Source organism: Myroides sp. ZB35 (genome assembly GCF_001865835.1).
In the GTDB taxonomy this organism is placed as follows: Bacteria; Bacteroidota; Bacteroidia; order Flavobacteriales; family Flavobacteriaceae; genus Flavobacterium; species Flavobacterium odoratimimum.
This window is the reverse complement of the sequence record NZ_CP017769.1, coordinates 207,749-221,216: the sequence shown is the minus strand read 5'-3', so window position 1 is coordinate 221,216 and position 13,468 is coordinate 207,749. Positions and strand designations below refer to the sequence as shown.

At 35.1% G+C, this 13,468-nt stretch carries 9 protein-coding genes; 8 read left to right on the top strand and 1 reads right to left on the bottom strand.

Annotated features, from left to right (window positions below; translation table 11 throughout):
* The first annotated feature begins 77 nt into the window (after nucleotides 1–77).
* Nucleotides 78–359, top strand: a complete 282-nt coding sequence (locus tag BK054_RS00890; protein WP_006258736.1) for a GNAT family N-acetyltransferase — start codon at nucleotides 78–80, stop codon at nucleotides 357–359.
* A 160-nt stretch (nucleotides 360–519) separates the two neighbouring features.
* Here BK054_RS00890 and mtaB read toward each other — a convergent pair whose 3' ends face one another.
* A complete protein-coding gene (gene mtaB, locus BK054_RS00885; protein WP_006258735.1) occupies nucleotides 520–1,836 on the bottom strand; it encodes a tRNA (N(6)-L-threonylcarbamoyladenosine(37)-C(2))-methylthiotransferase MtaB in 1,317 nt (438 codons plus the stop codon).
* A gap of 89 nt (nucleotides 1,837–1,925) precedes the next feature.
* Here mtaB and BK054_RS00880 point away from each other — a divergent pair, with 89 nt between their 5' ends.
* From BK054_RS00880 to trpB, 7 genes are all read left to right on the top strand, one after another.
* Complete coding sequence (locus tag BK054_RS00880) at nucleotides 1,926–3,524, top strand: ABC transporter substrate-binding protein (RefSeq protein ID WP_006265923.1); 1,599 nt, start codon at nucleotides 1,926–1,928, stop codon at nucleotides 3,522–3,524.
* Nucleotides 3,525–4,321: 797 nt separating this feature from the next.
* Nucleotides 4,322–5,047: a LytR/AlgR family response regulator transcription factor gene (locus tag BK054_RS00875; RefSeq protein WP_006265922.1), complete on the top strand. Its 726-nt coding sequence runs from the start codon at nucleotides 4,322–4,324 to the stop codon at nucleotides 5,045–5,047.
* Nucleotides 5,044–8,001 carry a histidine kinase gene (locus tag BK054_RS00870; RefSeq protein ID WP_006265921.1) on the top strand — a complete coding sequence of 986 codons (2,958 nt, stop codon included), beginning with the start codon at nucleotides 5,044–5,046 and terminating at the stop codon, nucleotides 7,999–8,001. Before BK054_RS00875 ends, BK054_RS00870 begins: the two co-directional genes overlap by 4 nt.
* Nucleotides 8,002–8,004: 3 nt before the next feature.
* Nucleotides 8,005–9,126: a metallophosphoesterase gene (locus BK054_RS00865; protein WP_006265920.1), complete on the top strand. Its 1,122-nt coding sequence runs from the start codon at nucleotides 8,005–8,007 to the stop codon at nucleotides 9,124–9,126.
* 36 nt (nucleotides 9,127–9,162) lie between these two features.
* Complete coding sequence (gene abc-f / locus BK054_RS00860; protein WP_006264360.1) at nucleotides 9,163–11,022, top strand: ribosomal protection-like ABC-F family protein; 1,860 nt, start codon at nucleotides 9,163–9,165, stop codon at nucleotides 11,020–11,022.
* Nucleotides 11,023–11,321: 299 nt separating this feature from the next.
* Nucleotides 11,322–11,969, top strand: a complete 648-nt coding sequence (locus BK054_RS00855; protein ID WP_006261835.1) for a hypothetical protein — start codon at nucleotides 11,322–11,324, stop codon at nucleotides 11,967–11,969.
* A 293-nt stretch (nucleotides 11,970–12,262) separates the two neighbouring features.
* A complete protein-coding gene (gene trpB, locus BK054_RS00850) occupies nucleotides 12,263–13,444 on the top strand; it encodes a tryptophan synthase subunit beta (protein WP_006265919.1) in 1,182 nt (393 codons plus the stop codon).
* The last annotated feature ends 24 nt before the right edge of the window (nucleotides 13,445–13,468 follow it).

Here is a 13,468-nt window from a genome sequence, read left to right as displayed (position 1 = left end):
CACTTACCCTCCTAATTAGTTTAGGAAGCACTGCAGTTATTATAATTTGTTTTGTAATCATAAAACTTGGAGATATAATGGAAATTAAAGACAATGAGTTACTACGTCAGTTCGAGTATGAGACTGAGCAAGGGTTGCTTAGTGTAGAGTATTCACTACAAGAGAGAAAGATTTTTCTTACAAAACTTACTGGATTAGAAGAAGCTTTACCAACACAAGCATCTGACTTTTTAAAAGGTATTTTGGAGATGTTAAGAGAGAAGAGATTAAGAGTAGTACCTACACATCCTAAGATTGTTTCTTTCTTTAGAAAGAACCCTACGTATAAAGAGATGTTACCTCCTGGTATCCGTATCTAAGTAATATTATACACGTTATAGCCTTTTAAAATAATAAGGACTAGAATGTAATGATATAAAAAAGCCTGTTTAGAAGATTCTAAACAGGCTTTTTTATATTTCTATATTGTATCAGATTTCTAATCTGTGACGGTCTATTGATGTCGTGTATAAACTTGTGTTAGATAAACTCTAACCTTACGATACCATCCTCATCTATCTTCGTTAACTTCACTGCGTGTAATGTATTTACTAACGCTGGATCCCATGGTGTTTTTACCTTCACATAGTTTTCTGTGAATCCGTGGATATAACCTTCTTTATTCTCACCTTCGAACAGAACTGTTTTCTCTTTGCCGATTTGAGACTCATAGAACGCACGACGTTTCTTTACGGAAAGTCCTCTTAGCATTTTACTTCTCTTATTACGTACATTCATAGGTACCACTTCATCCATATCTACAGCCTCTGTATTATCGCGTTCAGAGTATGTAAATACGTGTAGGTATGAAATGTCTAAATCACTTAAGAAATTATACGTCTCTAAGAATTTCTCGTCAGACTCCCCAGGGAATCCTACGATTACATCCACACCGATACAGCAGTCTGGCATCACTTCTCTGATCTTCTCTACTCTCTCTACATATAACTCGCGTAGGTAACGACGTTTCATTTTCTTAAGAATGTCGTTACATCCAGACTGTAATGGAATGTGGAAGTGAGGAACGAATGTTCTACTCTTCGATACGAAGTCTATTGTCTCATTCTTTAATAAGTTAGGCTCGATAGAAGAGATACGAAGTCTCTCTATACCCTCTACTTTATCTAATTCTTGTACTAGTTCTAAGAAAGTGTGTTCGTGTTTCTTATTCCCAAACTCTCCTTTACCATAGTCACCGATATTCACTCCTGTTAGTACGATCTCTTTTATATTCTGAGCAGAGATCTCAGCTGCATTTTTCAATACATTATCCATAGTATCACTACGAGAGATACCACGAGCTAATGGGATGGTACAGTATGTACATTTATAATCACATCCATCCTGTACTTTAAGGAAAGCACGTGTTCTGTCCCCTATAGAATAACTCCCTACGTAGAAGTCAGCCTCTGATATTTCGCATGAATGCACTTGTCCCATTTCATTCTTAGACAAGTCATTGATGTAATCTGTTATTTTAAACTTCTCTGTCGCTCCTAATACTAAGTCTACACCATCTACAGAAGCGAGTTCTTCTGGTTTTAATTGAGCATAGCATCCTACTGCAGCTACGAAAGCTTTATCGTTTTTCTTCTGAGCCTTTTTTACTATTTGCTTAAATTGTTTATCTGCATTTTCTGTTACAGAACATGTATTGATAACATATATATCAGCCACTTCTTCGAAATCTACTCTATCGAATCCTTCCTCTGCAAAATTTCTAGCGATAGTGGAAGTTTCTGAGAAGTTAAGCTTACAACCTAATGTATAAAAAGCTACTTTTTTTCTATTTTCCATAATGATTACTTACTAAGTAGTAACTTTGAATTATATTTACTTTTTCAATATTGAAAAGGTTTGCAAATTTACGTACAAAAATCGGTTTGATGAAATCAATAATTCATTACGTTTCAATATTTTGTGTCTGTGCACTGACGTTTTCTTGTCAGAAAAAAACAGCTGATCAGGATAAAAATTTAGTTTTTAGATATAACGAGAATGCTAATATTCAGACACTAGACCCTGCTTTCGCAAGAAATATGGCTATCATCTGGCCGTGTAATCAACTCTTTAACGGATTAGTACAGTTAGACGATAGTCTGCATATACAAGCAGATATCGCCAAGTCATGGACGATCAGTGAAGATGGTAAGCAGTATGACTTTATACTGAGACGGGATGTCTATTTTCACAAGCATAGCCACTTTGGGGCAGATAGTACTCGTGTAGTAGTAGCTAGTGATTTCGAATACAGCTTTAACAGGGTATTAGATGCGAATGTGGTTTCGCCAGGAGCGTGGATATTCCAGAAGGTAAAGAATTTTAAGGCAATTAATGATACCGTCTTTCGCATCGAATTAAAAGAAGCCTTTCCTGCCTTTTTAGGATTGCTGTCGATGAGGTACGCTTCTGTAGTGCCGAGAGAGATAGTAGAGGATAAGACGATAGACTTTCGTTCTCATCCCATTGGTACAGGGCCTTTCTATTTTAAATTTTGGGAAGAGAACATTAAGTTAGTCCTTCGCAAAAATCCAAATTATTTTGAAAAAGATGAGAAAGGCAATCAGTTACCTTATCTTGAGGCTGTATCTATTACATTTTTACCTGATAAGCAAAGTGGTTTTTTACAGTTTTTGCAAGGTAATCTAGATTTTATATCCGGCTTAGATCCATCTTATAAGGATGATATTATCACAGAGAATGGAGAGTTAAATCCGAAGTATAAGGAGAAGGTGCAGATGGTGACAGGCCCTTATCTAAATACAGAGTACCTAGGCTTTAACTTAGAGGCACCAGGTGCTATACAAGATGTAAGAATACGCAAAGCCCTAAATATGGGGTTTGACCGAAACAAGATGTTGTTGTATCTGCGTAGTGGTATGGGAGATGGAGCAGTAGGAGGAATTATACCACAGGGTCTCGGAGGGCACTTTAGTACTGATAAACTCTATAATCCAGAAGAGGCTAAAGCACTAGTGGATGATTATAAGAAGACGAGTAAAGAGAGTAAGGTAGAGATCACCTTGTCTACGAATGCTAACTATCTCGATATCGCAGAATACCTACAACGCGAGTGGAAAAAACTAGGGATAGAAGTAATAGTAGATGTGACACCGCCTGCTTCTCTACGTCAGGGTATGGCATCAGGTAAGGTGTCATTCTTCAGAGGAAGTTGGATAGCAGACTATCCTGATGCAGAGAATTACCTTTCGTTATTTTATTCAAAGAACAAGGCTCCTAATGGGCCTAACTATACTCGCTTCACTAATCAAAAGTTTGATCAGCTCTATGAACAAGCTTTTAAAGAAGTGTCAGAAGAGAAGCGAAATAGTATCTATCAACAGATGGATCAGATTATAGCAGATGAGGTACCCGCTATCATCTTGTTTTACGACAGAGCAGCGAGGTTCTCTCATCAGAATGTAAAAGGACTAGGAATTAACCCTATGAACAATTTATTCTTAAAGAGAGTTTACAAAGAATAATATAGTCCCGCCGCAGTACCTACTGTGGGATAAGAATACAAAAAGTCAGTTCACACGATCTTGTGTGGACTGACTTTTTTGTTTTTAGGAGTGTATAAGTCTTGTATTTATTTATGAATAGGTAGTAGGAGACTGTTTAGAGAAGTTTCGAAGTTGTTTACCATTATCCAGATAAGCTCATTAGAGGAGAATAGGTGGAATATAAAAGAAGCATTGTTCGACAAACAAGGCTCTAGCTCCACCATTCTCGAGGTATTGTCCATGTATTGTCGAGGGATTTGCAGATATCGTTAATGTTTATAGGGGTTGTGGGCATTTTAAGAGGAAGTGTATAATTAGGTGTTTTGTATTTAATGTGTTGATATATAGTGTTTTGATTGTTTTGAGGTTGTAAAAAAAATGAGATTGTTTTTTTATTAATTACTCTGTTTAGCAGGTTTTTTGGGGGAGAAGGATAAAAAAAGAGAGATAGAAGTGACTTTTTTAGTCTTTATAAGTCTTTATACTAGCTGAAAAATAAAAAAGTAAACTAATTAATTTTGAATACATCTTACAGGTTTGTAGGAATTGAGAATCAGTGTTGTAGTTTTGAATGTATCACATAAATCAGAAATGCATTAGAATAGTGTCGTGTTTTGATTGTATTTCATCAAGTAAAACATAAGTGAGTCATCAGCTGTAAGTACCAGTAGGATGAATATTATTGCCTATTTATATCAGTAGATGTAGTGAGGATATGGATGTATTGTTTATTTTTGCGTATACCACCATTATTATAAAATAAATACCTTACGAACATGATGAATGAACTAGTTGTTTTAGTTGTAGATGATGAACCTAAAGTAGCTGAAGTACTCAAAACGATTATAGAGAAAAAAGTAGTATACCACGAACGAATAGTCGTACATACTGCCCATTCTGTGCAAGAAGCTGCAAAAGAAGTTAATGCTATTTTGCCAGATATAGTATTCTTAGATATTCACATGCCAGAAGAGGATGGATTTGAGTTATTTAATTATGTTGATCAAAGTACTTTTGAGGTGGTGTTTACTACAGCGTATGACCAGTATGCTATAGAGGCCATTAATAAGTATGACTGTCTGAAGTATCTACTGAAGCCGATAGGGATACAGGATGTACAGAACGTATTCGACAAGTATAAAGAGTTAGAGGGGTATCACTACTTTTATAAGATCATAAAGAATAATCAGAAGCGCTATATCGTACGAGTAGAGGACATCGTGTACTGTAAGGCTGCGGATAACTACTGTGAGATTTATTTAAAAGATCAGAAATATTTAGTGTCTAAGACATTAAAGAATGTGGAAGATAAAATAAAGCATAAAAACTTTAAACGTGTGAATCGCTCTTATTTAGTGAATGTAGATCATATCGATTATATCGATAAGGATACGAATGTGATTTGTTTTAAAGAACAGATGGTAGTGAATCATGAAGAGGTGGATAATGTGATTACGGTGGCTTCTGCTATGATGAAGGAGCTTAATAGCCTTAATATATGAGATATTTACTAACCGTATTTTTTGTATTCTTTTACTTTATAGGATTCGGACAGGGGATTATCACGAAGCAGTATACCATAGAGAATGGTCTGATGGCTAATGATGTACGTGCGCTCTGTGTGGATTCTAAGGGAATAGTATGGATAGGATCTCGATCTGGTCTAGCACAAAAAATACAAGGATTAGTAAAAGCCAATGAGGATGCTGCTCGATACCGATATACTAATATAACAGATATCATAGAGGATGATAAGCAGGGTATCTGGGTAGGGAGTTATGGGCAAGGTATCTTATATAGAGGTAAAGGTGAGGTACGCATCATCAGTGTACAGCAAGGGCTTATCTCTAATAGAATAAGGCGATTATATCACAATGGCGATTATATCTATGTAGCTACCTCTGATGGGGTGTCTCTGATTTCTAAAAAAGACTTCTCAGTTATTACTCCTAGTTTTGTTACGAATAAGCATCACCCATTTGAGGTGAGTGATTTCTTTGAGTATCGAGGAGAGGTATATGTAGCTACGATTAATGATGGAATATTTAAGCTCATAAATAATGAGTTAGTTCTAGTAGAAAAAGAGGGAAGAATATTTGCTGCTATTGGTTTTGACGATAAGGTGTTTATCGGAGGTCAGGATGGCTTAGTAGTTAAAGATTTATCTACTAAAAAAGTGATAGCCAAGTATGATATTCCACCAGTCAAGGATATAAAGAAAGCAAATAATCAGCTGTATATCGTCAGTGGTGGAGTAGATGATAATAATGGGCGACTGTATAGATGGGATGGAGTCTCATTAGATAATATCACAGAGTACTTAGGAGTAGCTTCTACGGACTTCTATTCTGTGGGATATGATGAAAAGAATGACTTCTTATATATAGGGACTAAATCTCAAGGAGTATTTCAGATCGATTTATTCTCTCCTCTGAGTTATGATAGTTCACACGGAGGGGTATCTGTTATAAAAAAGTTGAAAGACAGAGTGTTCTTCTTTACTCAAAAAGGAGTGTTGATACAGAATAAAGATGAGGAAGTAGGGACTATACCTCTATCAGCATTTAAGCATTATCAAGAACAGCATTATCGCAAACATTTAGCTATAACTACGAAAAGCAATCACTTTTTTGAGATTGATTATACGGTGCCTGTAGATAAGATTATATTCTACTCAGCAGTAGAGTATAATGGTGCGATTTGGGTTAGTAGTAATATAGGTGTGTTTCAGATAGGGTATAACGGGTATATTTTATCTTATCATTCTATTCATACCTACCAGTTTGGCTTTTATCAAAACAGATTTATTGAGACTAATCCTTTTGGAGGAGTAAGGGTGTATCAGGATTTGAATAAGATGGACTATCAGTACCACTTTAGGGTAGATAGTGAGGATATACCAAGAGATATTGTTGATATAGAGTATGTTGGAGACAAGATGTTTTTGGCAGGAGCTCTAGATGGATTGTATACTTTCGATGGAAAGAACTTTATGTCCTTGTCTAAGCGCAATCTGTTTCCTGAGAATAGATTAAAGAAGATAGAGAGAGGAGCTAATAATACGCTTTACGTAGCTACGGACTTTAATGACATTTATATACTAGAGACGCAGAGCGGAAAGTATATGGTGAAGGACTTTATCTCAAATAAAGATATTGTAGGAGCCAATATAACCTTGCTCAAGTGTATAGGACAAAAGATCTTAATAGGAACGAGTAAAGGGCTAACTGTTATAGATGATAATCACAAGTTTCAATTTAATAAGGAACAAGGCTTTGGCAATGATGAGATCCTATCTTATGAGTTAAAGGATAATTTACTATTCATAGGGACAGTAGATGGGGTGTATACTTTAGATATCACTTATTTTAAAAGAAGAAATGTTCAGTATGAGGTCAATATTTCAGAGATTACAGTCAATGGGCATGAATTAGAAAAAAATGGAGAGGTCTATCATCATATACGAAAGTTAGAATTAGATAGCAGAGAGAACAATATTCAGATAGGCTTCGAAGTATTAGGAACGAAGTTTCCAGGCAAATTAGAGTTTCAGTATCGCTTAAAGTTAGGCGAGAATTGGATCAGTGTAAAAGAGAATAGACTAGATTTACATTATCTAGAGTCAGGACTATATCCTATCGATATTAAGGTGTATGACTATGACAGTGGTAATGAATTGATATACCCACTCTTATTAGTAGAGGTAGATAAGCCTTTTTATGCAAAGGCTTGGTTTATTATACTATGTGCTATTCTACTATTAACTGTTTCTTCTTTATTCTATTTATTTAGGTTTAAACAGTTGAGAAAAGTTCAAATAGCAGAACGTAAAAGGCTAGAATATCAAAAGAGATTAGCAGAGGTAAAACTACAGTCTGTACGTAGTCAAATGAACTCTCACTTTATCTTTAATGTATTGAGTTCTATTCAGTACTATATTATAAAAGAAGAGGTAGATGATGCACTCTTTTATTTAGAGCGTTTTGCTCAATTGATTAGGACAACATTAGATATGTCTACCAGAGAACGCATTACCTTAAATGAGGAATGCGAGTACCTGAGCACATACGTCGAGATTGAAAATATGCGATTAGACGGAAGGGTGAGTTTCGAGATAGATGCAAAGGGAGTAGATCTAAGAGGTATATTAGTTCCTCCTTTATTACTACAGCCTTTCGTAGAGAATAGTTTAGTACATGCTTTTCCTCAGCATATAAAGAGTCCTCGTATTGTGATTCGTATTTATAAAACAGAAGAAGAGTATTTAGCTATAGAAATAAAGGACAATGGAGTAGGAAATACTACTGTGAATAATAAGAAACATGAGTCTAAAGGTATGGCGATCGTGAAAGAGAGAATCTCGCTAATCCAATCGTATCTAGATGATGACTTAATCATCAAGCATGATAGCGAAGGAACATTAGTGAGAATAGTATTAAAAAATGTTTTAAAGTAATCAATGAAGAGATTTCTTTTTTTAGGCATATTCATTATGTATATGCTGTCTAATGTGTATGTGTTTTTTAATTATAGTGCATTAGTTAGAGATAGTGATTATAGTGTTAAAGTGTTGTTCGGTGCTATAGCATTGACGATGTCGTTAAGTATACTTATATTTTATAGTGTAGGGAAGAGAATGCCTGTATACTTAGCATCGTATTTCTATAGAATAGGTACGGGGTGGCTTATGTTGAGTATATACGCTTTTATGCTGTGTTTACTTTTTGATATAGGAGCGTTGATTAATCACTTTACACAGCAGTCTACCTTGTTTATTTATGATCATTACTCTTCTGCACGTGGTTCTCTATTGATACTGTTGACATTAGTAATTGCGTTTATAGGACATATTACCTATCTTAAAAAGAAGAGAAAAGAAGTAGTGATCAAGGTGAATAAGAAGTTGCCTAAAGAGCTTCGTTTTGTTTTGTTAACAGATTTGCATCTTGGGTATGCTATAGAACACAAAGAGTTAAATAAATGGGTAGATACTGTCAATGCAGAGCATGCTGATGCTGTACTTATCGCAGGAGATGTGATAGATGTAAGTCTGATACCATTACAATATTATAAGTTAGATGAGGTATTAAAGCAGTTTAAGAGTGAGTATGGTACATATGCCTGTCTAGGTAATCACGAATATCTGGCAGGGGTAGAAGGAAGCGTTACGTTCTTAAAATCAGCAGGTATAAATATATTACGAGATCAGGTCAAGGTACTAGAAGATATAAACGTGAATCTGATAGGACGAGATGATAAGACGAATCGACATCGTAAAGAGTTAGGTGAACTGATGGAGAACATAGATGGTGACAAACTGAATATTCTCTTAGATCATCAACCTTACGCCTTAGAAAATGCGGTGAACAATAGAGTGGATCTACAGTGTTCTGGACATACACATAGAGGACAGATGTGGCCTGTGTCTTGGATAACAGATCGGTTATTTGAGAATTCGCATGGGTATCTAAAGAAAGAGGATACACATATCTATGTCAGTTCTGGTGTAGGAATATGGGGAGGTAGATATAGAATAGGTACTGTGTCAGAATACGTCGTAATCAGAGTACAAGGAATATAATAAAATAAAGGCTATTTTTGTAAAAAATATTAGATTGTGAATTATTTATCGGTTGAGAATATAGCGAAATCATTTGGTGCGAGAACATTGTTCGAGGATGTATCATTTGGAATTAATAAAGATCAGAAAATTGCTTTCGTAGCAAAGAATGGAACAGGTAAAACAACCATTTTAAAAATCCTAACAGGAGAAGATTTTCCGGATGCAGGACAAGTAGTTATGCGCAAGGGAATCCGTATGGCCTTTTTGCCTCAGGAGCCTGTACTTCAGGATGAATTGACAATAGAAGAAAGTATTTTTGCCTCAGACAATGATACTTTAAAAATCATAGAAGAATACGAGAAGGCATTAGAGAATCCGGAAGATGCAGATGCTTATCAGAAGGCATTCGAGAAGATGGATGCTCATAATGCTTGGGATTTTGAGACGCAGTATAAACAGATCTTGTTTAAGCTGAAGTTAGAGGATCTAAAGGTAAAAGTAAAAACGCTATCTGGTGGACAACGCAAAAGGTTAGCATTGGCTATTATCTTAATTAATAGACCAGATTTGTTAATCCTAGATGAGCCTACTAACCACTTAGATCTAGAGATGATCGAATGGTTAGAGAATTACTTCGCTAAGGAAAATATTACGCTGTTTATGGTGACGCACGACCGTTTCTTTTTAGAAAGGGTTTGTAATGAAATTATTGAACTAGATAATGGTAAGATTTATCAGTATAAAGGAAACTACTCTTATTATCTAGAGAAAAAAGAGGAACGTCTAGCGATAGAGAATGCAAGTATAGACAAGGCGCAGAACTTGTTTGTAAAAGAGTTATCTTGGATGAGAAGACAGCCTAAGGCACGTACGACTAAGTCTAAGTCTCGTATTGATGACTTCTATGTGATTAAAGAAAAAGCACATAGTAGAAGACGTGAACACCAAGTAGAGTTAGAAATCAATATGGAGCGTATCGGTAGTAAGATCGTGGAGCTTCATAAATTACATAAGAAGTTTAAGGATAAGGTCATCTTAAATGACTTTAGTTATAATTTCAATAAAGGTGAGCGTATTGGTATTATCGGAAAGAATGGTAGTGGAAAGTCTACTTTCTTAAATATCCTTACTCAAGGTATACTACCAGATGCTGGTAAAGTAGTGGTAGGAGAAACTATAAAAATAGGATACTATACACAAGGAGGGATTAATATAAAACCAGAACAGAAGGTAATCGATGTGATTAAAGAGTTTGGTGAGTATATTCCGTTAGCGAAAGGTAGATCTATATCGGCAGGACAGCTTCTAGAGCGTTTCTTATTTGATAGAAAGAAACAACATGACTTCGTAGAGAAATTAAGTGGAGGAGAGTTAAAACGTCTTTATTTATGTACAGTATTGATTCAGAACCCTAATTTCTTGATTCTGGATGAGCCTACGAATGATTTGGATATCGTGACTTTAAATGTCTTAGAAAGCTTCTTATTAGACTATCCAGGTTGTTTAGTGGTAGTTTCTCACGATAGATACTTTATGGATAAGATCGTGGATCACTTATTCGTATTTAGAGGAGAAGGAGAAATAGAGGATTTTCCAGGTAACTATTCTGACTTTAGAACGTATGAAGATAGTATAGAACCAGTAAAAGAAGAGTCAGCAAAAGAGAAGGTAAACTGGAAAGAAAGTCAAGTTAAAAAAGGATTGACATTTCAGGAGCAAAAAGAGTTTCAAAAAATAGAAAGAGAGATTGCTAATCTGGAGCAAAAGAAAGTAGAAATAGAGAAATTATTTTCTGATGGAAAAGTAGGAGATGATGAGATCGAATCTAAAGCGAATGAACTACAGAAAGTGTTAGCAGAATTAGAGGATAGAGAAGAGAAATGGTTTGAACTTTCTTCTAAAATGGAAGAATAAAAAACACCATAATTAAGAAAAATAAGAAAGGTACAATATTGAGCAATATTGTACCTTTTTTTCGTTTAATAGCCTATTTTAGTGATGTGAGCTCCTTTAATTTAGGATTTATTTATGAAACAAACAAGATTGAAAAAGTTAATTGTTTATTTTTCAAATGGTTGATTTTTAATATTTTATATTGTGTGTTGGTGTTAAAATTTGAAAAGTGATATTAAAAAAATAGGAGAATGTGAAAAATGAAGTAACTTTGCAGACAGAAATTTCAAGTGGTGACAGGGCTTGAGAAATTAGTTTTAATGAGAAAAAAATGTTCTTTTTTTATTGGTATTGTCCTATTAACAGGGGTAGGAGTTTCAGGTTTTAAACAGTATGAAACTATGCTTTTAGAGGAGTATAAAATAGTTCCTGAAGGCCCCCTATCTTATGATTTTCCATATAGCGATTTAGCTATGGAGGAGTCAGGAGAGTTATTAGCAATACCATTTATCGGAAAGACTTATGTCGGTTTTAAACAGGCATTGGCAGTACGCGAATCTTATGGATTGTACAGAATAGTAAATTCATATGGTTACATGGGCAAATACCAGTTTGGTAAAGTGGCATTACGTTCAATAGGAGTAACGGATACGACTAATTTTTTACATGATCCACTAATGCAAGAGAAAGCTTTTGATGCTTTGGTTGCAAAAAACAAATGGATCTTGAGAAAAGAGATTGAAAAATTTGATGGTAAACGCATCGGAGGAATTGCAATTACAGAGTCAGGAATCTTAGCAGCAGCTCACTTAGGTGGAGCAGGTTCTGTAAAGAAATTCTTGAACAGTAATGGAGCAAACGGTTTCCAAGATGGATACGGTACTTCGATACGTACATATCTAAAAAGTTTTAGTGGATACGATGTATCTGATATTACAGCAGAAAAAGATGCTGTAGTGATGCTATAACTCTTTAGAAAAGAAAAACTTAAAGGATATCATTTAAAAAATGGTATCCTTTTTTTATTGTTTATTGAAAATAAGTTTCTACATTTGCAATTCAATAAGTAGAAAAACGAAATGAATTTAATTCTAACAAATACTTGGTGGTGGACTAAACTTACGTCGAATGTCGTGAGCAGTCCTTGCTATGTATATATGAATTAAGAGAAATAATATATAATACCTAGAAGAGGCTTGTCAAACGACAAGCCTCTTTTTTTTGTGCCTTATCGAAAGTAAAATTTAAAACAATATATAAAATGAAATATCAAGTTAATCAAGACGGTTATTATGGGAATTATGGAGGAGCATTTATTCCTGAAGCATTAGCTCCAATTATTGGCCAATTACAGAGCGAGTATATCACCATTATTGAACAAGAGGATTTTCAACAAGAAATGAATCAGTTATTAGAAGATTATGTAGGTCGTCCTACTCCTTTATATTTTGCAAAGGGGTTATCAGAGAAGTATAATACTAAAGTGTATTTAAAAAGAGAAGATCTATGTCATACAGGAGCTCATAAGATTAATAACACTATCGGTCAGATATTATTAGCAAAACGCTTAGGAAAGAATAAAATAGTAGCAGAGACAGGCGCAGGACAACATGGAGTAGCTACCGCTACAGTATGTGCTCTTATGGGCATGGAGTGTATCGTATATATGGGAGCTTTAGATATAGAAAGACAAGCGCCTAACGTGGCACGTATGAAAATGCTAGGTGCTGAGGTGAGAGCAGCGGAGTCTGGTGCAAAGACATTAAAAGAGGCTGTAGATGAGGCTTTATTATACTGGATAGAGAACCCTGATGATACATTCTATTTGATAGGATCAGCAGTAGGTCCACACCCTTATCCTGATATGGTGAGTAGATTCCAATCTATTATATCTAAAGAAATTAGAAAACAACTATTAGCAAAAGAAGGAAGAGAAGAACCTGATTATATAGTAGCTTGTGTTGGTGGAGGTAGTAATGCAGTAGGAGCTTTTTACCATTTCTTAGAAGATGAACAAGTGAAGTTAATTGTAGCAGAAGGTGGAGGAGAAGGAGCTGATAGCCCAAAAACAGCGGCTACTTCTTTTGTAGGAAAAGAAGGAGTGCTACATGGAAGTAAGACTTTGTTTATGCAAGATGAAAATGGAGAACCTCTAGAAGCATATTCAGTATCGGCAGGATTAGATTACCCTGGTTTCGGTCCTTTGTATGCACATATGAAAGAATTGGGAAGAGCAGAGTTTTATGCGATTAAGGATGATGAGGCAATGACAGCTGGGTTAGCCTTGTGTAAAATAGAAGGAATTATCCCTGCGATAGAAAGTTCTCATGCTTTAGCAGTATTAGAACAACGCAAATTTAAACCAGAGGATATTGTTGTAATCAATTTATCAGGAAGAGGAGATAAAGATTTAGATAATTATCGCAGTTATTTTAACTTCTAAAATAGATAAGGTATGTATTTAAGA